Source organism: Rathayibacter sp. AY1E8 (assembly GCF_002931415.1).
GTDB lineage: Bacteria > Actinomycetota > Actinomycetes > Actinomycetales > Microbacteriaceae > Rathayibacter.
This window is the reverse complement of sequence record NZ_PSVI01000016.1, coordinates 37249-56092: the sequence shown is the minus strand read 5'-3', so window position 1 is coordinate 56092 and position 18844 is coordinate 37249. Positions and strand designations below refer to the sequence as shown.

The window sequence follows — 18844 nt, the reverse complement described above, 5'->3', positions numbered from 1 at the left end:
CTGGTCCGCGCCCTCCGGGACGCCGCCGGCCCGTCCGGTCGGCGGCGTCCCGGGAGGAGCGTCAGGCCCCGCGGAGCCCGGTGAAGAGGTACGACTCGAGCTGCTCGAGCGGGATGCGCTCCTGCTTCATCGTGTCGCGGTCGCGGACGGTCACGGCGTCGTCCTCGAGCGAGTCGAAGTCGACGGTCACGCAGTACGGGGTGCCGATCTCGTCCTGGCGGCGGTAGCGGCGGCCGATCGCTCCGGAGTCGTCGAAGTCGACGTTCCAGAGCTGGCGCAGCTGGTCGGCGACGCGGCGCGCGAGCGGCGAGAGGGCCTCGTTGCGCGAGAGCGGCAGCACGGCCACCTTCACCGGCGCCAGGCGCGGGTCGAGGTGCAGCACGGTCCGCGTCTCGACCTTGCCCTTGGCGTTCGGCGGCAGCTCCTGCTCCTCGTAGGCGTCGACGAGGAACGCCATGAGCGCGCGGGTGAGGCCGAACGACGGCTCGATCACGAACGGCACGTAGCGCTCGTTCTTGTTCTGGTCGAAGAACGAGAGGTCCTTGCCCGAGTGCTCGATGTGCGTCTTGAGGTCGTAGTCGGTGCGGTTCGCGACTCCCATCAGCTCGCCCCACTCGCCCGAGGCGAAGCTGAAGCGGTACTCGATGTCGACGGTGCGCTTGGAGTAGTGGGAGAGCTTGTCCTTCGGGTGCTCGTACTGCCGGATGTTCTCGGGGTTCATCCCGAGCCCGACGAACCAGTCCCAGGCGAGCTGCATCCAGGTCTCCTGCCACTCCTCGTCCGTGCCGGGCTCGACGAAGAACTCGAGCTCCATCTGCTCGAACTCGCGGGTGCGGAAGATGAAGTTGCCGGGGGTGATCTCGTTGCGGAACGCCTTGCCGATCTGGCCGATGCCGAAGGGCGGCTTGCGACGGGCGCTCTGCAGCACGTTCGCGAAGTTGGTGAAGATGCCCTGGGCGGTCTCGGGACGCAGGTAGTGCAGACCCGACTCGTCGTCGACGACGCCGAGGTAGGTCTTCATCAGGCCCGAGAACTGCTTGATCTCGGTCCACTGGCCGACCTTGTCGGGGTGCTCCGGGTCCGGGATGTCGGCGAGGCCGTTCACGGGCGGGTGGCCGTTGACCTCCTCGTACTTCTCGAAGAGGTGGTCGGCGCGGTAGCGCTTGTGGGTGATCAGCGACTCGGTCAGCGGGTCCGAGAAGACGCCGACGTGTCCCGAGGCGTGCCAGATCGCCGTGGGCAGGATGACCGCGGAGTCCAGGCCGACGACGTCGCCCCGGCCCTGCACGAAGGTCTTCCACCACTGGCGCTTGATGTTCTCCTTGAACTCCACGCCGAGCGGCCCGTAGTCCCACGCGGAGCGGGTGCCCCCGTAGATCTCACCCGAGGGGAAGACGAATCCCCTGTGCTGCGCGAGGGTGATGACTTTGTCGAGGGTGGTGGGTTCTGCCACGGGTTGCTCCTCAGCTGTTCGGGCGCACGGGGCCCCGGCGCGCGCCGGCTGCGCGCGTCCTTCTGGTGTGCCCCCATGGTAGCCGCGGGGGCGCCGAGCCGGTCCGCCCGCGGCGGGCATGATGAGCGGATGAGCACCCTCCCGCCGATCGTCGTGTCCGCCGTCGCCGTCCTCCGCGACCGGCACGTCCTGATGGTCACGGCGCGGGGCCGCGACGTCCTCTACCTCCCCGGCGGCAAGGTCGACGAGGGCGAGAGCGGGATCGAGGCGGCGGCCCGGGAGGCCCGCGAGGAGCTCGGCGCCGTCGCGCTCGGCCTCGAGCCCCTGTTCACCGTTTGCACCCAGGCGCACGGCGAGCCGGAGGGGCGGGAGGTCCACATGAGCGTCTTCGCCGCCCAGCTCGACCGGGAGGCGCGCCCGAGCGGCGAGATCGGTTCGCTGCACTGGGTCGACGGCTCCGATGCGGGCCGCTGCCCGCCCGCCGGGGTCGAGACCCTCCGGCTGCTGCGCGGTCTCGATCTCGTCGACTGACCCTCCGGCTCCGGGCCGACCGCGGGGCGGCTAGCCTCGTGGCGTGGAGACGAGACGGCGTGCACGGGACCGGTCGAGCGCGGAGGAGCCGGACCGGCTCGAGCCGGTACGACTGGAGGCGGCCGTGCCGATCCTGCGGATCTTCTCGGTCGCCAAGGCGGGCGAGTTCTACGTCGACTACCTCGGCTTCGAGGTGGACTGGGAGCACCGCGCCGCGCTCGACGCCCCCCTCTACCTGCAGGTGTCGCGCTCGGGGCTCCGCCTGCACCTCAGCGAGCACCACCGCGACGGCAGTCCCGGCGCCGCGGTGCACGTCGCCCTCCGCGGTGTCCGCGAGCTGCACGCCGAGCTCGACGCGAAGGCGTACCCCTACCTCAACCCGCGGATCACCCGCACGCCGTTCGGCTTCGCGCTCGACGTGATCGATCCGTTCGGCAACCAGCTGCGCTTCGCGGAGCCGGCCCCGGTGCCGCGCCTGCCCTGATCGGTGCACGTGAGGGTGCTTGTACAACCTGAGCGCCGACTGATCAACCGTTCACCGGCCGTCCATGCACTTCGGAGTCCCATCCTTTAGCGTGGCTCCGATGGCTTCACGGGGGACGATCGAGCGGCCGGACACGGCCCGGGCAACGGGACGGCAGCGCCGACCGCGGCTCCGCTTCATGGAGGCCGCACCGCTGGCGACGGGCCTGCTGGGCTCGATCGCGATCCTCCTCGGCTCGCTCGGCGTGGGCTACCTGCCCGCCGGCTCACCCATCCGCGACTGGCCTCTCGTCGCCTCGATCCGCGCCACGGGCTGGCTCACCGAGTCCAGCGGCGCCCTCGTCGTGGGCGGCGGGATGCTGCTGCTGATCGCGTGGCTCCGCCTGCGCACGGTCGCGCTCGCGGCGGGCCCCGGCTCCGTCCGCACCATCGTGGTGGCGGCCCTCGCCTGGACCGCTCCGCTCCTCGTGACGGTGCCGCTGTTCAGCCACGACATGTTCTCCTACGTGGCGCAGGGTCGCCTGATGACCCAGGGCATCGACCCCTACACCCACGGCGTCGCGACGCTCCCGGGCTGGTTCGACCTCGGCGTCGACCCGCTCTGGGCCGACACGCCCACGCCCTACGGGCCCCTCTACCTCCTGATCGAGCGCACCGCCGTGCAGTTCGCGGGCTACGGCGCACCGGAGCTCTCGATCGCGATGCTCCGCGCCGTGTCGGTCGCGGGCGTGGCCGTCATGGCCGTCTACGCGCTCCGCCTGGCGCGCCTGCGCGGCCTCTCGGTCCCGCTCACCGCCTGGACGATCGTCGCCAACCCGCTGACCCTCGTGCTCTTCGTCGTCGCCGGCCACAACGACTCCGTGATGCTGGCGCTCATCCTCGCGTCGCTCTACTACGCCCAGACCGACCGGCGCATCGCCGCCGTCGTGCTGATGGCCGGAGCGATCGCGATCAAGCCGATCGCCGTGATCGCGCTCCCCGTGCTCGCGCTCCTGTGGCTGCGCCACGACGCGACGTGGCGTGAGCGCACCCGCGGCTGGCTCTGGACGGGCGCCGGAGCGCTCGGCCTCGTGGTCGCCGTCGGGCTGCTCGCGGGCGTCGGGGTCGGCTGGGTCGCGGCGATGGTCGTGCCCGGCTCGATCCTGCACTGGTACGCGCCGATGTCGTTCGTCACGGTCTCGGTCTCCCGCGCCGTCGAGTTCACCGGTCACGACCCCGCCGCGGCGATCGCCGTGGTCAAGATCCTCGCGCTCGGGCTCGCCGGCCTGATCGCTGCGCGCCTCATGCTGTCGCGGCGCTCCATCGATCCGCTCGCCCGCCTGTCCGGTGCGCTGCTCGCGTTCGTGACGGCGTCGACCGCCATCCACCCCTGGTACGCCCTCTGGATCCTGCCGATCGCCGCGCTCGCGCGCCCGTGGAGCCGCTCCCACGTGCACCTGGCGGTCTACGCGTCGATCTTCCTCATGTGCGTCACGCTCGCCGAGCCGATCGACGGCGGAGGCGGCACGATGGACCAGATCCCGGCGCGGGTCGCGACGATCGCCGCGATCGCCGTGGTCGGGATGTACGTCCTCCTCGGCTACACGGACGAGGAGCGGGTCGAGGGTCTGCCCCTCGTGCGCGCGCTGCCGTTCGGCTCCGTGATCCTCGCCCGCCTCAGCGGCGGCCGCCTGGTAGACGCCCGGATGGCCGCCACGCGCCTGCGCGACTAGCCGGAGCCGCGGCTCAGGAGTCGGACTCGTCTCTCCGACGGCGGGTGCGGCGGTCGAGCGCGGCCTGCGCCGTCTCGGCGGCCGAGTCCGGGGAGCCGACCGGCCCGGTGGGTCCGGCGAGGGTGCTCGAGAGCGACGACAGCCAGCCGGAGTCGTCGCTGCCGCCCTTCACCGCATCCGAGAAGAGGGGGAGGTCGCTGCGGGTGGCGTGGATCGCGTAGGACTCGCGGGAGAACCCGTTGTCGGGGACGACGGGCGTCCTGCGGGACGCGCGCGTGGCGTCCGGGGCCTGCCCCTGTCGCGAGGCGTCCGACGCCTGCTCCTGGGGGGCCTGCTCCTGGGGGGCCTGCTCCTGGGGGGCCTGCTCCTGGGCGGCCTGCTCCCGGCGGGCGTCGCGCTCGTCGCGCGGGGTACTGCTGTCGTGGTCCACGGCGGTCCTCCTGCTCTCCGCCCCGAGCGGAGGGACGGGCGCCGCGATGACGGGGCGGCGCCCGGTCAGGCTACCCCTCGTTCAGGGCGTGGCGTCGTCGTCGGCCTCTGATCGTGGCGCGGGGCGCCAGACGACCAGCTCGGTCCGGCGCTGCGCGCGCGTGCCGTGGCGCAGAGTGACCACGTCCCCCTCGAGTCCGGCGGCGAACACGCGGCGGCCCGGCCGGTTCAGGAGCTCGTCGGCGAGGGCCGACTCCAGCTCGCGCACCCGCTGCGAGAGCGACTGCACCTGGTTCTCGAGCTGCAGGATGCGCGCGATGCCCTCGAGCGAGACGCCCTCGGAGGAGAGCCGGGCGACCTCGCGCAGCTGCACCACGTCGCGCATCGAGTAGCGGCGCGACTTGCCCGCGGTGCGGGTCGGGCTCACGAGCCCGAGCCGGTCGTACTGCCGGAGCGTCTGCGGGTGCATCCCCGCCAGCTCGGCGGCGACGGCGATCGCGAAGACGGGCGTGTTCTCGTCCATGTCTCCTCCTCCGACCGGTCGCGCCGATCCGGTGCTAGTAGCGGGCCTTCTCCAGGATGTCCTCGCGCGGGTCCTCGTCCGGCTCGGCGGCGGCGTAGGCCTCGAGGGCCTCACGGGCGGCGGCGGACAGGTGGCTCGGGACGGCGACCTGCAGGACGGCGAGCAGGTCGCCCGTGCCCTTGGGAGTCGTGACGCCGCGGCCCTTGACGCGCAGGACGCGGCCGCTCGGGGTGCCTGCGGCGACCCGGAGCTTGACGGGCTCGCCGCCGAGGGTCGGCACCTCGATCGTCGCGCCGAAGACCGCCTCGACGAAGGTCACGGGGACCGTCACGCGCAGGTTCAGCCCGTCGCGCTCGAACACCGGATGCTTGCGGACCGAGACGGTGAGCACCAGGTCGCCGGGATCACCGCCGTCCGGGCTGGGGCGGCCCTTGCCGCGGACGCGGATCTTCTGGTCGTCGGCCACGCCGGCCGGGATGCGCACCGAGAGGGTGCGCCCGTCGCCGGTCTGCAGCTGGACGGTGTCGCCCCGGGTCGCGGTGCGGAAGTCGATGGTGGTGCTGGCGGTGACGTCGGCGCCCTTCTGCGGGCCGCCGAAGCCGCGGTAGCCGCCGCTGGGCTGGCCGAAGCGGCTGCCTCCGCCGCCGAACATGCCGCCGAGGATGTCCTCGAAGCCGGGCGGCGGGCCCTGCTGGGTGCTGTAGGAGGTGCGCCCGCCCTGGCCGAACATGCCGCCGAAGACGTCGTCGAACCCTCCGGGCTGGCCTCCCGCGGTGAAGCGCGCTCCGCCGCCCATGGCGCGGATCTGGTCGTACTCCTTGCGCTGCTCGGCGTCCGAGAGCACGGTGTACGCCTCGCTGATCTCCTTGAAGCGCGCCTCGGCCTTCGCGTCCCCCGGGTTGGAGTCGGGGTGGAACTGGCGGGCGAGCTTGCGGTAGGTCTTCTTCAGGTCCGCGGCGGAGACGTCCTTGGACACGCCGAGGACCTTGTAGAAGTCCTTGTCGAACCAATCCTGGCTGGCCATGTGCCTCTTCCTGTGTCGAATGCGGCGAGGGACCCCGCCCCGGTCCGGCAGCGTGCTGCCGAGCGGGGCGGGGTCCTCCGCGGTGGTGGTGCCGGTGGCGGGGTCAGTCGGCGGGGACTGCCACCACCACCTTGGCGGCCCGCAGCAGCGAGCCTCCGAGGTAGTAGCCCGCCTCGACGACGTCCGCGACCGTGGAGGTCTCGGCGCCGGGGGTGGGCTGCTGGAAGATCGCCTCGTGGATGTTCGGGTCGAACAGGTCGCCCACGGCGCCGGTCTTCACCAGGCCGAGCTTCTCCACTCCGCCGCGCAGCTTCTGCGCGATGGCCGTGAAGGGCCCGCCCTCGGCGAGGTCGCCGTGCTTCTCGGCGCGGTCGAGGTCGTCGAGCACGGGGAGGATGACCTTCACCGCGTCGCCGATCGCCCGCTCCTTGTCGACCTGGCGGTTCGCCTCGGTGCGCTTGCGGTAGTTCGCGTACTCCGCGGTCACCCGCTGGAGGTCGGCGAGGTGCTCGGCTGCGAGCGTCTCGGCGCTGGACTGTCCCGAGAGGAACGAGAGGTCGGCGTCCGAGAGGCTGGTCTCGACGTCGGGCCCCTCGGCCTCGATGAGGCCCTCCTGGTCCTGGGCGTCCTGCGCCGCCTCGGCTCCCGCCTCGCCGCCGGTGGCCGGCTGCTCCTCGGGGAGGTCCTGGGGCTCGTTCTCGGCTGCCATGGCTACTTCGTGTCCTTCGGCTCGTCCTCGTCGATGACCTCGGCGTCGACGATGTCCTCGTCGTCCTTCTTGTCACCGTCGGCCGGAGCGTCCGCGGGGGCGCTCTGCGCGGCCTGGTCCTGGGAGTAGATCGCCTGGCCGATCTTGGTCTGCGAGGCGTTGAGGGCGTCGAACGCGGTCTTGACGGCCGCGTCGTCGTCGCCGGCGAGCGCGGTCTTCAGCGCGTCGACGTCTCCCTGCACCTCGGACTTGACGTCCTCGGGCAGCTTGTCCTCGTTGTCCTTGATCAGCTTGTCGATCGAGTACGCCAGGGTCTCGGCGTTGTTGCGGATCTCGGCGGCCTCGCGGCGGGCCTTGTCCTCGGCGGCGTGCTCCTCGGCCTCGCGGACCATGCGGTCGATGTCGTCCTTGGGCAGCGACGAGCCGCCCGTGATCGTCATCGACTGCTCCTTGCCGGTGCCCTTGTCCTTCGCGGACACGTGGACGATGCCGTTGGCGTCGATGTCGAAGGTGACCTCGACCTGCGGGATGCCGCGCGGGGCCGGCGCGATGCCGGTCAGCTCGAACGTGCCCAGGTTCTTGTTGTCGCGGGTGAACTCGCGCTCGCCCTGGAAGACCTGGATCGCGACGGACGGCTGGTTGTCGTCGGCCGTGGTGAAGGTCTCGGACCTCTTGGTCGGGATCGCGGTGTTGCGCTCGATGAGCTTCGTCATGATCCCGCCCTTGGTCTCGATGCCCAGCGAGAGCGGGGTCACGTCGATCAGGAGGACGTCCTTGCGCTCGCCCTTGAGGACGCCGGCCTGCAGCGCGGCGCCGACGGCGACGACCTCGTCCGGGTTGACGCCCTTGTTGGGCTCCTTGCCCCCGGTGAGCTTCTTGACGAGCTCGGCGACGGCCGGCATGCGGGTCGAGCCGCCGACGAGGACCACGTGAGCGATGTCCTCGACCTTGACGCCCGCCTCGGCGATGACGTCGGTGAAGGGCTTGCGGGTGCGCTCGATCAGGTCGCTGGTGAGCTCCTCGAACTTGGCGCGGGTGAGCGTCTCGTCGAGGTTCGCCGGACCGTTCTCGGTGAGCGAGAGGTAGGGCAGCTGGATGCTGGTCGAGGTGCTCGAGGAGAGCTCCTTCTTCGCCTGCTCCGCGGCCTCCTTGAGGCGCTGGCGAGCGATCTTGTCCTTCGAGACGTCGACTCCGGTCGAGTCCTTGAAGCGCTTGACCAGGTGGTCGACGACGCGCTGGTCCCAGTCGTCGCCGCCGAGGCGGTTGTCGCCCGAGGTCGCACGGACCTGGATGGTCGAGAAGTCGTCGTCCTTGCCCACCTCGAGGAGGGAGACGTCGAACGTTCCGCCGCCGAGGTCGAAGACGAGGATGAGCTCGTCCTCCTTGCCCTTGTCGAGGCCGTAGGCCAGCGCGGCCGCGGTGGGCTCGTTGATGATGCGCAGGACGTTGAGTCCGGCGATCTCGCCGGCGTCCTTGGTCGCCTGGCGCTCGGCGTCGTTGAAGTAGGCCGGGACGGTGATGACCGCGTCGGTCACCTTGTCGCCCAGGTACTGCTCCGCGTCGCGCTTGAGCTTGCCCAGGATGCGGGCCGAGATCTCCTGCGGGGTGTACTTCTTGTCCTCCACGCCGAAGGTCCAGTCGGTGCCCATGTGGCGCTTGACCGACGCGATGGTGCGGTCGACGTTGGTGACGGCCTGGCGCTTCGCGGTCTCGCCGACGAGCACCTCCCCGTCCTTGGTGAACGCCACGACGGACGGCGTGGTGCGGAAGCCCTCGGCGTTGGCGATGACGGTGGGCTCGCCTCCCTCGAGGACGGCCACGACAGAGTTGGTGGTTCCCAGGTCGATGCCTACGGCACGGGACATATGCGTTGTTCTCCTTCGCGATCGGCGTCGCGCGGGCGGCTGCCGGTCAGTTGACGGGTGGTGCGGAATCCTCTGCGGGAGTTGAGCCCCGCACGCTCAAGTTTACGCATCCGTCGTCTCGCGTCAAGTCCGGAGGCGAGAAGTTGAGTCGCATCGGCTCAACTCTCAGACTCGCGGGTCCCGCCGCTTCCGGCCGTTCACCTCCTCCCCCTACGGTGGGCCCATGACGACGCGCACCGGCCGCTGGCCCGTCCTCGCCTGGGGCCTGTGGGACTGGGGCGGATCGGCCTTCAACGCGGTGGTGACCACCTTCGTCTTCACCGTCTACCTGACCACCGACGGGCTCTTCGGCACCTCGAGCGGAGTCTCGGCCGCGCTCGGCTGGTCCCTCGCCGCCGCCGGCGTGGTCGTCGCCGTGATCGCGCCGATCACAGGCCGCCGGGCCGACCTCGGCGGGCGCCGCCGGCTCTGGCTGGGGATCCACTCCGCCGTCGTCGTCCTCTGCATCCTGCTGATGTTCCTCGTGCGCCCCGACCCGGCCCTCCTCTGGCTGGGACTCGGACTGCTCGCGGTCGGCACGGTCTTCTTCGAGTTCGCGAGCGTCAACTACAACGCGATGCTCCTCCAGGTCTCGACCCGGGCGACCATCGGCCGCGTCTCCGGCTTCGGGTGGGGCATGGGCTACGTCGGCGGGATCGTTCTACTGCTGATCGTGTACTTCGGCTTCATCTCGCCCGAGGTCGGGCTCTTCGGAGTGACGGGGGACGACGGCCTCGACGTGCGCGTCTCGATCCTGGTCGCCGGCGTGTGGTTCGCCGTCTTCGCCCTTCCGGTGCTGGTCGCGGTGCCGGAGACGCCGGCACAGGCGAGCCGGGCGGAGCGCGTCGGCGTGATCGCCTCCTACCGCGCGCTCTTCGCGCAGGTCGCCGCCCTCTGGCGCGAGAGCCGCAGCACCGTGGCCTTCCTCATCGCCAGCGCGGTGTTCCGCGACGGGCTCACCGGGGTCTTCACCTTCGGCGGCGTGCTGGCGCAGGGCACCTTCGGCTTCGACGCCGGCGAGGTGATCCTGTTCGCCATCGCCGCGAACGTCGTGGCCGGAGTGGCGACCATCTCGGTCGGCGCGCTCGACGACCGCATCGGCCCCAAGGCCGTGATCGTCGCCTCGCTCATCGGCCTGGTCGTCTGCGGCACCGCCGTCTTCGTCCTGCACGACGGGGGGAGCACGGTGTTCTGGATCTTCGGCCTGCTGCTGTGCCTGTTCGTCGGCCCGGCGCAGTCGGCGAGCCGCAGCTACCTGGCCCGCCTCATCCCGGAGGGACGCGAGGGCGAGATCTTCGGCCTCTACGCGACCACCGGGCGGGCGGCCTCGTTCCTCGCGCCCGCCGCCTTCGCAGCCGCCGTCTCGATCGCCGCGGCCCTCTCGGGCAGCGGCGAGGCGAACGTGCAGTACTGGGGCATCCTCGGGCTCGTCCTCGTCCTCGCCGTGGGGCTGGTGCTGCTCCTGCCGGTGCGGCGCCCGCCGGCCACCGCCCCCGTCGTGCCGGAGCCGCGGCTCGCTCCGCCCGCCCGCCGGGACTGACGAGGCCCGGCCCGCGGAGACGCGGGCGAGGCCCCTCCCCGCGCGCCATGGCCGAGGATCAGACCGTGGCGATCCAGAACACGATCAGCAGGAGCGTGACGAGGAAGCCGGTCAGGAAGTTCAGCGCGAGGAAGCGCTTCCAGCCCGCGTTCGCCCGCTCCGCCTCGGCGTCCTCGAGCGACCGGTACGGCCAGATGCTCACCGCGTACGGCACCGCGAGGATTGCCGCGAGGGTCCCCGGCCAGGGCAGCAGGAGCAGGAGCAGGCCGCTCGCGACGTAGGCGGCGATGGCGAAGCGCGTGGTCGCCTTCGCTCCGATCACGGTCGCGATCGAGCCGATGCCGCCCGCGCGGTCGGCCAGGATGTCCTGCACCGCGCCGAAGGCGTGGCTCGCGATCCCCCAGAGGAAGAACGCCACGAGCAGCGCCACGAGAGGTCCGGTGACCACGGTGCCCGCGAGGGCGATCCCGTAGACGGCCGGGCTGACGAAGTGGGTCGCCGAGGTCAGCGAGTCGACGAACGGGCGCTCCTTGAAGCGGAGCCCCGGCGCACTGTAGGCGATCACGGCGAAGACGCTGATCGCGAGGACCAGCCACGAGATCGGTGACCCGAGCAGCACGAGCGCCACCAGGAACGGCACGTTCGTGGCCACCGCCGCGATGAGCGTCGCGCGGTGCTCGCTCCGGTCGAGCACGGCGCCCTCGACGCCGCCCTTGCGGGGGTTCCGCAGGTCGGACTCGTAGTCGAAGACGTCGTTGATCCCGTACATCGCGAGGTTGTAGGGGATGAGGAAGTAGATCGTGCCGAGCACGAAGGCGAGGTCGATCTCGCGGGTGGTCAGCAGGTACGCCGCCGCGAACGGGTAGGCGGTGTTGACCCAGCTCAGCGGGCGGCTCGAGACGAACAGCGCGCGCAGCCGGTTCACGGCTCGCTCCGACGACGCGAGGGCAGGAGCACCCAGAGCGCCGGGAGGGCGAGGGCCGCGGCGATCGCGTAGGCGAAGTCCTCGATCGGAGCGACGCCGATCCGGATGCCCGAGATCAGGTCGTCGTCGTAGGCGACCAGCAGGCCCACTCCGATCATGATGTTGTCGAAGACGGCGGTCATCACCAGCAGCACGGCGAGCGTGCCGAGGACGGCGGGCAGGCGCAGGACGCGTCGGCGCAGCGCGAGCAGCAGCAGCACCAGCACCACCGCGAGGAACACGGCGTTGAGGAGGAGGTAGGTCACGCGCGCGCCTCCGCCCGCCGGGCGACCCGCTGCGAGAGGAAGCCGTGCACGTCCATCGTCAGGTAGCAGAGCAGGGTGAGGAAGAGGACCTCCTCGACCGGGAGCTCCGGCGCGATCTGCAGGCCGGTCATGTAGGAGGTCTCACCGCGGAAGAAGACGCCCAGGCCGATCCCCACGAGGTCCCAGACCAGGAAGAACGCGACTCCCGCGGGCAGCACGATCGCCGCGCGTCGCGCGTCCGCCCAGAAGAACAGCCGGAAGCGGCGGTCGAGCACGATCATCCCGGTGATCGAGACGAGGAGCGCGAGCAGGTAGAGGATCCCCACGCCTACTCCCCCACGGCGACGGGCGCGACCGGAGCGGACGGCGCCTCCCGCACGGGCAGCGGCTCGGTCGACACGTCGCCGCGCACGCGCTTGAGCATGACCTCGGCGCTGATGATGCACATCGGCAGGCCGATGCCGGGGATCGTGGAGCTGCCGGCGAAGAGCAGGCCGTCGACGTGCCGGCTGACGTTCCCGGCGCGGAAGAAGGCGCTCTGCGAGAGGACGTGGGCCGGTCCGAGCATCGAGCCGCGCCAGGCGCCGAGGTCGCTCTCGAAGTCGGCCGGGCCGATGGTGCGGCGGACGACGATCCGCTCGGCCAGGTCGGTCGCGCCGGTCCAGGACGCGATCTGCGCGATGGCCTGGTCGGCGATGGCCTCGACGCGCGCGTCGCCCGCGCCGTCGACTCCGCCGTGGCCGATCGAGGTGTCGGCGGGGATCGGCACGAGCACGAACAGATTCTCGTGCCCCTCCGGAGCCGTGCTCGCGTCGGTCGCGCTCGGGCGGCAGACGTAGATCGACGCGGGATCGGGGACGGTCGGGTGCTCGCCGAAGATCTTGTCGAAGTTGTCGCGCCAGTCCTTCGTGAAGAGCAGGGTGTGGTGCTCGAGCTCGGGCAGCTCCCCGCGCATGCCCAGGAGGACGAGGACGGCGCTCGGGCCGGGCTCGCGCTTCTCCCAGTAGGCGGGCGGGTAGGTCCGCAGCTCCTCGGGGAGGAGCGACTGCTCGGTGGTGAAGAGGTCGGAGGCGTTGACGACCAGGTCGGCCGGGATCCGCTCCGTGCCGTTGGGACCCGTGAACTCGACTCCGACGACCTCGGCGCCGCGGCGTCGGCCGCGGGGCGAGCGGGCGGTGAGGATCCGCGTCGCGGGCGAGGACGTGCGGACGGTGACGCCGGCCTCCTCGGCGACGTCGGCGACCGCCTCGATCAGCTTCGTGAATCCGCCCATCGGGTAGAGCACGCCGTCGGCGAGGTCGAGGTGGCTCATCAGGTGGTACATGCTCGGCGCGGCGAACGGCGAGGAGCCGAGGAAGACGGCCGGGTAGCCGAGGATCTGGCGCAGCCGGTTGTCGGTGACCGCCGTCGCCGCGAACGTGTCGAGCGGAGTGAGCAGCAGGCGGCCGAGCCTCCCGGTCCGGCTGAGCACGTCGCGGCGCAGCAGCGGGAGGAAGGACGAGAAGCTCGTGTAGAGGAAGCGGCGCTTGGCCATCTCGTAGGTGTCGCGCGCGGAGTCGAGGTATGCGCGCATCCGCTCGCCCGCTCCGGGCTCGATGCTCTCGAAGAGCGCGAGGTTCGATTCGAGGTCGGCGAGCACGTCGATCGGCTCGTCGACGCCCTCGCTGTAGACCCGGTAGCCGGGGTCGAGCGTGACGAGGTCGAGGCGCTCCTCGGCGCTGGTGCCCATGAGGCGGAAGAAGTGGTCGAACACCTCGGGCATCAGGTACCAGGAGGGACCGGTATCGAAGCGGAAGCCCTCGTGCTCCCACGAGCCGGCGCGGCCGCCGACGGCCTCGCGCGCCTCCAGGAGGGTCACGTCGTAGCCGTCGCGCGCGAGCAGCGCGGCGGAGGCGAGTCCGCCGATCCCCCCGCCGATGACGACGGCGCGGTGCGGGCCGGTCCTCGAGCGGGTCGCGCGGACGGGGCCGGGGCCCAGGCGCGGGCCGAGCGTCGACACGGCCGCCTTGGCCGCGAGCGCCGCCTTGGCGGCCGTGGGCACGCTGACGCGGGCGCGGAGGAGCTCCTCGGCGGGCGTCGCGCGGATCCGGTCGGCCAGGGCGGCGAAGAGGGAGTGGGCCAGCAGGACCGCGCGCCGACTCGAGCGCGGGAGCTCGGCCACGATGGCTGCGGCCTCGGCGAGGTCGTCGTCGAGGTCGGCGAGCAGCGAGGCCTTGTCGCGCTCGGAGAACGCCCGCGGGTCGACTCCGGGGAAGTAGCTGCGGCCGAGGCCGTCGACGTCGGCGGCGAGATCGCGGAGGAAGTTGACCTTCTGGAACGCGGCGCCCAGGCGGCGCGCTCCGGCCACGAGCCGCTCGCGGGCGGCCTCGGAGACGAGCCCCGCGTCCGGCGCCGCGAGGAACACGTGCAGGCACATCAGCCCGACGACCTCGGCGGAGCCGTAGACGTAGGCCTCGAAGGACTCGGGGGTGTGCTCGGTCTCGCGGAGGTCGGCGCGCATCGACGCGAAGAACGGCCGGGTGAGCTCGGTGCCGAATCCGGTCGCCCGCGCGGTCCGAGCGAAGGCGTGGATCACGAGGTTGGAGCTGTAGCCGGAGGCGAGCGCGCGCTCGGTCTCGGCCTCGAAGGCGTCGAGAGACTCCTCCACCGCGGCCCGATCGAGACGGGCCTCCTCGGCGACGCCGTCGACGATCTCGTCGGCGACGCGCACGAGGGCGTAGACGTCCTCCACCCGCTCGCGGACACCCGGGGCTAGCAGACGCGTGGCCAGCCCGAAGGAGGTGGAGTAGCGGCGGATCACCTGCGCGGACGACTCGTGCGCGACGCGGTCGTACAGTTCGCTCTGGCGGCTCATCGTGCCACCGTACGGGGGCTCGGCCGGGCGGAGCGCATCGTCGCGCGCATCCGCGCGTGGCGGACAGCGCTCATCGGGTGCGCCCGACCACGCTGGCCACCAGCGGGCGGACCTCGTTGCGGAACGCCTCCGACACCGCGGGCGTCTCCAGAGCCGCCCAGGCGCGATCGGCGAACTGGTTCGCGAGCCCCTCGGCGTAGCTGCGGGCGCCGCACTCCTCGAGGATGCCGCGCACCTTCTCCGCGGTCTCGGGCGCGAGGTGCTCGTCGCCGATCAGCGCCTCGATGTCGGGCCAGCAGTCCGTGCCGGCCGCGTGGGCGATGAGGACGGTGCGCTTGCCCTCGCGGAGGTCGCCCAGCGTGGTCTTGCCGGTCTGCCCCTCCGAGCCGAAGACCCCGAGCAGGTCGTCGACGATCTGATAGGCGATGCCGATCCAGCGGCCGAACTCGCCGAGGGCGTCCACCGCGGCGTCCGAGGCCCCGGCGAGGATCGCTCCGGCCTGCAGCGGCGCCTCGAACGAGTAGACGGCCGTCTTGAGGCGCTCCATCTCGAGCACCTCGTCGACCGAGGGCATGCCCGGCATGAGGGAGAAGTCCACATCGGCCAGCTCACCCGCGGCGGAGGCGAAGACGGCCTCGTCGAGCAGGGTGAGCAGGCGGGCCCGCACGCCGTCGGAGGCGCCGACGCCCTCGACGAGGCGGTGGGCGCCGGTGAGGGCGAGGTCCCCGGCGATCACGGCCACCGAGGTGCCCCGGTGCTCGGCGATCGGGATGGAGAGGCCCGCGGTCGTCGCCTCGTCGCGGTAGCTGCCCGAGACGTTCGGGCCGCCGCGGCGCACGAAGTCGCGGTCGATCACGTCGTCGTGCACGATCAGCGCGGTGTGCAGCAGCTCGAACGCCGCGCCGAGGTGGGCGGCGGCCTCCGGATCCTGGCCGCCGTGGGCCTCGTACGCGGAGATCACCATCAGCGGGCGGAAGCGCTTACCGCCGCGGGTGTTGGCCTCCAGCGTCTGCCAGAGGGTCAGGTAGCGGGGTCCGAGACGCACCGCCCGGGACCTCGCCAACGAGAAGAACCTGTCCAGGACGGCATCGACGTGCTCCTGCCTCAACCGGGACAGAACCACGGGGTCGCGCGTATCCACGTGGGAAGGCTAACAAAGGGGAGAACCAGGACGATAAGCCGGCTGATGTGTTGCGGCGTGCTTGACTTGCGGGTATGACTTCGCCAGCCGCCACTGTGCAGACGGACCGGATCGAGCAGGTGGTCCTCCTCGACGAGGCCGGGAACGCTGTGGGGGTCGCCGACAAGGCGACCGTGCACGACACGGCCACTCCCCTGCACCTCGCGTTCTCCTGCCACGTCTTCTCCCCGGACGGCGCGCTTCTGGTGACCCGCCGCGCACTCGAGAAGCGCACCTGGCCGGGCGTCTGGACCAACTCCTTCTGCGGGCACCCCGCCCCGGGCGAGCGGATCGAGGACGCCGTCGTCCGCCGGGCCGAGCGCGAGCTCGGCGCCCGGCTGGCCACGCTGGAGGTCGCCCTGCCGGACTTCCGCTACCGCGCGGTCGACGCGTCCGGCGTCGTCGAGAACGAGATCTGCCCCGTCTACACGGCGACGCTGTCGAGCCGCGACGCCCTCGATCCGCGCCTCGACGAGGTCATGGACTACGAGTGGGTCGACGCCGAGGCGACGCTCGCCGCCGTCCGCTCGACCCCCTGGGCGTTCTCCCCCTGGCTCGTGCTGCAGCTCCCCCGCCTGCTGGGCTGACCCCCGCGCCCTGATCCCTGCGCCGGAGTCAGTCGGTGTAGACGTCCGTGCGGTGGAAGTTGAGCGCCGACCGCGACGCGGTCGGACCGCGCTGGCCCTGGTACCGCGAGCTGTACTCCGCCGAGCCGTAGGGCTTCTCGGCGGGCGAGCTGAGGCGGAAGAAGCACATCTGGCCGATCTTCATCCCCGGCCAGAGCGTGATGGGGAGCGTCGCGACGTTGCTGAGCTCGAGGGTGACGTGGCCGGTGAAGCCCGGATCGATGAACCCGGCGGTCGAGTGGGTCAGCAGCCCGAGCCGTCCGAGAGAGCTCTTGCCCTCGAGGCGCGCCGCGATGTCGTCCGGCAGCGACACCTCCTCGTAGGTCGAGCCGAGCACGAACTCTCCCGGGTGGAGGATGAACGGCTCGCCCTGCGGCGTCTCGACCAGGCGGGTCAGCTCGGGCTGGTCCTCGGCCGGATCGATGTACGGGTAGCGGTGGTTGTCGAACAGCCGGAAGAAGCGGTCGAGGCGCACATCGACGGACGACGGCTGCAGCATCGACGGATCGTGCGGGGCGAGCCCCACGCGGCCGGAGGCGAGTTCGAGCGAGATGTCGCGGTCGGAGAGGAGCACGCTGCGATCCTAGGGCGTGGCGCGACCCCGGGGAGTGGGCCGGCTCCGGGCCTTGCTACGATGTCCTGGTGCGCCCGAGCGGCGCCGCGCGAGTGTAGTTCAATGGTAGAACTTCTGCTTCCCAAGCAGATGGCGCGGGTTCGATTCCCGTCACTCGCTCTCCTCTCCCCTCGTCTGCGGCCGGTCCTCCGGCACGATGCGAGCGGCTCCTCCTCCGGCGCTGCAGCGGCGTCCGTCAGCGCAGCGGCGTCCGGCAGCCCCGCGGTGTCCGTCAGCCCAGCAGCGGCAGCCGCCCGACGATCCTGTCGATCCGGTTCCTCGGCCCCACCAGGCTGACCGCGAGGTACTGCAGCTCGTCGGAGCCGCTCGCCGCCACCGCCTCCCGGTACTCGTCGTACACCCGGGTGGCCTGCGCCGACGCGGGCATGTCGGCGACGAACGTCCCCTCGTGCGCCTCGGCCTTCGCGCGGATCGCGAGCAGGGTGGCCGCGTCGGCGGCGAGGACCGTGCAGCCGGCCCACGGCAGACCGGGATGCAGCGATCCGGACGCGTCGGCGGGGCTCGGTCCGAGCAGTCCCGCGACGTGCGCGGCCGTCGCGGCGCCCACGCAGATCGCGGCGTTCACGGCGCGACCGGCGGGGAGGGACTCGTCGACGACGACCACCCACTTGAGGCGGGCCGAGCGGGTGGGCGCGGCGGTGTCGATCTCGTCGGGGTGGAAGCCGACGGCGTCGGGGGCGGGGATGGTCATGCTGCTCCTCGGTTCGTGCGAAGTGACGTCACGAAGAGTAGGCAGGAGGGCTCCCCTGCGGCAGGATCTCCGTATGAACGACCAGCAGAACGGCCCAGGAGCGGCACTCGACGAACTCGACGTCCGGATCCTGCAGGTCCTGCAGTCGGATGCACGGATCACGAACCGGGACCTCGCAGCCGCCGTGCACGTCTCGCCCACCACCGCCCTCGACCGAACGAGGAGCCTCCGGCGCCGCGGCGTCATCACCGGCGCGACGCTCACTCTCGACTTCGCGGCCCTCGGGCGCGGCGTGCAGGCGCTGATCGCGGTCCGCATCCGTCCGCCGTCGCGCGAGATCATCGAGGCCTTCCGCGACTGGGTCGCCGGCCTCGACGAGACGGTCGGCGTGTTCGTCACCTCCGGCTCGGAGGACTTCATCATCCACGTCGCCGTCCGCGACAACCAGGACCTCTACGCCTTCGTCATCGACGAGCTGACGCAGCGCCGCGAGGTCGCCGACGTGCGCACCTCGGTCGTCTACGAGCACCTGCGCGAGCAGGTCGTCCTGCCGCTGGAGCCGCACGGCCGCGCGGAGCGGTGAGGCGCCCGAGCGGCGTTCCGACGCGACACGCCGGGCGGATCAGTGGCAGCGCGCGGGATCGCGGGACGCAGAGGGCAGGGTGGAGGGGTGACAGAGCTCGTCCAGATCCCGTCGCCGGGCGTCGCCCTCGAGTACGGGCACCCCGGCCGGCCCGTGGTGGTCGTGCTGCACGACGTCTTCGGGCGCCTGCCGTGGCTGGAGCCGTTCGCCGAGGCCGTGGCGAAGCACGGCTACCACGTGCTCGTGCCCGACCTCTACGACGGCTGGGCCACGCTCGCCCCGGAGGACGCGCGCGACCTCGCCGCGATGGCCGCGCAGGACCGCACCCTCGCCGCCGTCGCCGAGGCGGTCGGCACCGGAGTCGCGGCCGGGGCACCGCGCAGCGCCGTCATCGGCTTCGGCTTCGGCGGCCGCCTCGGGCTGCTCGCCGCGGGCACCGGGCTCGTGGACGCGGTGGTCGCGTACTACGCCACCCTCGGTGCGGAGGAGCACGTTCTGGTCCCGTGCCCCACCCTCCTGCACTACGCGCAGAGCGACGAGTGGCCCGCGGGCGACGACCCGGAGTCGTTCGTCGGGCGGCTGAAGGAGTCGGGGACGCCGGTCACGGCGCACACCTACCCGGACACGCAACGGCACTTCGCGAACGGCAACCTGCGCGACGCGGTCAGCCCCGCCTCCGCGGCGCTCGCCTACGCGCGGACGCTCTCGTTCCTCAATCCACAGCTCATCGACACCTGA

Annotated in this window: 20 protein-coding genes and 1 tRNA gene; 8 read left to right on the top strand and 13 right to left on the bottom strand. The window is 71.8% G+C overall.

Annotated features, from left to right (window positions below; translation table 11 throughout):
• Window positions 1-61 precede the first annotated feature (61 nt).
• Complete coding sequence (locus tag C5C74_RS06840; RefSeq protein ID WP_104226140.1) at window positions 62-1453, bottom strand: glycine--tRNA ligase; 1392 nt, start codon at window positions 1451-1453, stop codon at window positions 62-64.
• A gap of 129 nt (window positions 1454-1582) precedes the next feature.
• Between C5C74_RS06840 and C5C74_RS06835 the strand changes: the two genes are divergently transcribed.
• The 3 genes from C5C74_RS06835 (at window position 1583) to mptB (ending at window position 4179) form a co-directional block, all read left to right on the top strand.
• The gene (locus C5C74_RS06835) at window positions 1583-1984 is read left to right on the top strand and encodes an NUDIX domain-containing protein (RefSeq protein WP_104351207.1); all 402 of its coding nucleotides are present in this window, start codon (window positions 1583-1585) and stop codon (window positions 1982-1984) included.
• A 43-nt stretch (window positions 1985-2027) separates the two neighbouring features.
• Window positions 2028-2468: a glyoxalase superfamily protein gene (locus C5C74_RS06830; RefSeq protein WP_208543318.1), complete on the top strand. Its 441-nt coding sequence runs from the start codon at window positions 2028-2030 to the stop codon at window positions 2466-2468.
• A 100-nt stretch (window positions 2469-2568) separates the two neighbouring features.
• Entirely contained in the window at window positions 2569-4179 is a 1611-nt protein-coding gene (gene mptB / locus C5C74_RS06825; protein ID WP_146078786.1) for a polyprenol phosphomannose-dependent alpha 1,6 mannosyltransferase MptB, read from the top strand.
• A 13-nt stretch (window positions 4180-4192) separates the two neighbouring features.
• Here mptB and C5C74_RS06820 read toward each other — a convergent pair whose 3' ends face one another.
• The 5 genes from C5C74_RS06820 to dnaK all read right to left on the bottom strand — a co-directional run bounded on the left by C5C74_RS06820 (window position 4193) and on the right by dnaK (window position 8729).
• Complete coding sequence (locus C5C74_RS06820) at window positions 4193-4609, bottom strand: hypothetical protein (RefSeq protein WP_104351206.1); 417 nt, start codon at window positions 4607-4609, stop codon at window positions 4193-4195.
• Window positions 4610-4690: 81 nt separating this feature from the next.
• Window positions 4691-5131, bottom strand: a complete 441-nt coding sequence (locus C5C74_RS06815) for a heat shock protein transcriptional repressor HspR (RefSeq protein WP_104222887.1) — start codon at window positions 5129-5131, stop codon at window positions 4691-4693.
• A gap of 34 nt (window positions 5132-5165) precedes the next feature.
• Window positions 5166-6155, bottom strand: a complete 990-nt coding sequence (locus tag C5C74_RS06810) for a DnaJ C-terminal domain-containing protein (RefSeq protein ID WP_104222888.1) — start codon at window positions 6153-6155, stop codon at window positions 5166-5168.
• A gap of 103 nt (window positions 6156-6258) precedes the next feature.
• Complete coding sequence (locus tag C5C74_RS06805; RefSeq protein ID WP_104222889.1) at window positions 6259-6864, bottom strand: nucleotide exchange factor GrpE; 606 nt, start codon at window positions 6862-6864, stop codon at window positions 6259-6261.
• Window positions 6865-6866: 2 nt separating this feature from the next.
• Window positions 6867-8729, bottom strand: a complete 1863-nt coding sequence (gene dnaK, locus C5C74_RS06800; RefSeq protein WP_104222890.1) for a molecular chaperone DnaK — start codon at window positions 8727-8729, stop codon at window positions 6867-6869.
• 223 nt (window positions 8730-8952) lie between these two features.
• Between dnaK and C5C74_RS06795 the strand changes: the two genes are divergently transcribed.
• Window positions 8953-10308, top strand: a complete 1356-nt coding sequence (locus C5C74_RS06795; RefSeq protein WP_104351205.1) for an MFS transporter — start codon at window positions 8953-8955, stop codon at window positions 10306-10308.
• Between the two features lie 58 nt (window positions 10309-10366).
• On the opposite strand, the gene C5C74_RS06790 is transcribed toward C5C74_RS06795, so the two are convergent.
• The 5 genes from C5C74_RS06790 to C5C74_RS06770 form a co-directional block, all read right to left on the bottom strand.
• A complete protein-coding gene (locus tag C5C74_RS06790; RefSeq protein WP_104351204.1) occupies window positions 10367-11233 on the bottom strand; it encodes a prenyltransferase in 867 nt (288 codons plus the stop codon).
• Window positions 11230-11538 carry a lycopene cyclase domain-containing protein gene (locus tag C5C74_RS06785; protein ID WP_104222893.1) on the bottom strand — a complete coding sequence of 103 codons (309 nt, stop codon included), beginning with the start codon at window positions 11536-11538 and terminating at the stop codon, window positions 11230-11232. The genes C5C74_RS06790 and C5C74_RS06785 overlap by 4 nt, the downstream gene beginning before the upstream one ends.
• Entirely contained in the window at window positions 11535-11864 is a 330-nt protein-coding gene (locus C5C74_RS06780; protein ID WP_104349398.1) for a lycopene cyclase domain-containing protein, read from the bottom strand. The genes C5C74_RS06785 and C5C74_RS06780 overlap by 4 nt, the downstream gene beginning before the upstream one ends.
• 2 nt (window positions 11865-11866) lie before the next feature.
• On the bottom strand, window positions 11867-14392 hold the full coding sequence (gene crtI, locus C5C74_RS06775; protein WP_104351203.1) for a phytoene desaturase family protein: 2526 nt from the start codon (window positions 14390-14392) through the stop codon (window positions 11867-11869).
• A 70-nt stretch (window positions 14393-14462) separates the two neighbouring features.
• Window positions 14463-15437, bottom strand: coding sequence for a polyprenyl synthetase family protein (locus C5C74_RS06770; RefSeq protein ID WP_244229492.1), 975 nt, complete (start codon window positions 15435-15437; stop codon window positions 14463-14465).
• 170 nt (window positions 15438-15607) lie between these two features.
• Between C5C74_RS06770 and idi the strand changes: the two genes are divergently transcribed.
• The gene (gene idi / locus C5C74_RS06765) at window positions 15608-16159 is read left to right on the top strand and encodes an isopentenyl-diphosphate Delta-isomerase (RefSeq protein ID WP_104222897.1); all 552 of its coding nucleotides are present in this window, start codon (window positions 15608-15610) and stop codon (window positions 16157-16159) included.
• 28 nt (window positions 16160-16187) lie between these two features.
• Here the strand turns inward: idi and dcd are convergent, their stop codons facing one another.
• Window positions 16188-16772: a dCTP deaminase gene (gene dcd, locus C5C74_RS06760; RefSeq protein WP_104222898.1), complete on the bottom strand. Its 585-nt coding sequence runs from the start codon at window positions 16770-16772 to the stop codon at window positions 16188-16190.
• Window positions 16773-16860: 88 nt separating this feature from the next.
• Here dcd and C5C74_RS06755 point away from each other — a divergent pair.
• Window positions 16861-16931, top strand: a tRNA-Gly gene (locus C5C74_RS06755).
• Between the two features lie 112 nt (window positions 16932-17043).
• On the opposite strand, the gene C5C74_RS06750 is transcribed toward C5C74_RS06755, so the two are convergent.
• The gene (locus tag C5C74_RS06750; protein WP_104249914.1) at window positions 17044-17523 is read right to left on the bottom strand and encodes a DUF2000 domain-containing protein; all 480 of its coding nucleotides are present in this window, start codon (window positions 17521-17523) and stop codon (window positions 17044-17046) included.
• A 73-nt stretch (window positions 17524-17596) separates the two neighbouring features.
• Between C5C74_RS06750 and C5C74_RS06745 the strand changes: the two genes are divergently transcribed.
• Window positions 17597-18106: an Lrp/AsnC family transcriptional regulator gene (locus tag C5C74_RS06745; RefSeq protein ID WP_104255349.1), complete on the top strand. Its 510-nt coding sequence runs from the start codon at window positions 17597-17599 to the stop codon at window positions 18104-18106.
• Window positions 18107-18193: 87 nt separating this feature from the next.
• The gene (locus tag C5C74_RS06740) at window positions 18194-18844 is read left to right on the top strand and encodes a dienelactone hydrolase family protein (RefSeq protein WP_104237610.1); all 651 of its coding nucleotides are present in this window, start codon (window positions 18194-18196) and stop codon (window positions 18842-18844) included.

Coding starts and splice junctions, on each gene's coding strand:
- C5C74_RS06835 (WP_104351207.1), top strand. CDS start 1,583: ATGAGCACCCTCCCGCCGATCGTCGTGTCCGCCGTCGCCGTCCTCCGC.
- mptB (WP_146078786.1), top strand. CDS start 2,569: ATGGCTTCACGGGGGACGATCGAGCGGCCGGACACGGCCCGGGCAACG.
- C5C74_RS06815 (WP_104222887.1), bottom strand. CDS start 5,131: ATGGACGAGAACACGCCCGTCTTCGCGATCGCCGTCGCCGCCGAGCTG.
- C5C74_RS06810 (WP_104222888.1), bottom strand. CDS start 6,155: ATGGCCAGCCAGGATTGGTTCGACAAGGACTTCTACAAGGTCCTCGGC.
- C5C74_RS06805 (WP_104222889.1), bottom strand. CDS start 6,864: ATGGCAGCCGAGAACGAGCCCCAGGACCTCCCCGAGGAGCAGCCGGCC.
- dnaK (WP_104222890.1), bottom strand. CDS start 8,729: ATGTCCCGTGCCGTAGGCATCGACCTGGGAACCACCAACTCTGTCGTG.
- C5C74_RS06795 (WP_104351205.1), top strand. CDS start 8,953: ATGACGACGCGCACCGGCCGCTGGCCCGTCCTCGCCTGGGGCCTGTGG.
- crtI (WP_104351203.1), bottom strand. CDS start 14,392: ATGAGCCGCCAGAGCGAACTGTACGACCGCGTCGCGCACGAGTCGTCC.
- idi (WP_104222897.1), top strand. CDS start 15,608: ATGACTTCGCCAGCCGCCACTGTGCAGACGGACCGGATCGAGCAGGTG.
- C5C74_RS06750 (WP_104249914.1), bottom strand. CDS start 17,523: ATGACCATCCCCGCCCCCGACGCCGTCGGCTTCCACCCCGACGAGATC.
- C5C74_RS06745 (WP_104255349.1), top strand. CDS start 17,597: ATGAACGACCAGCAGAACGGCCCAGGAGCGGCACTCGACGAACTCGAC.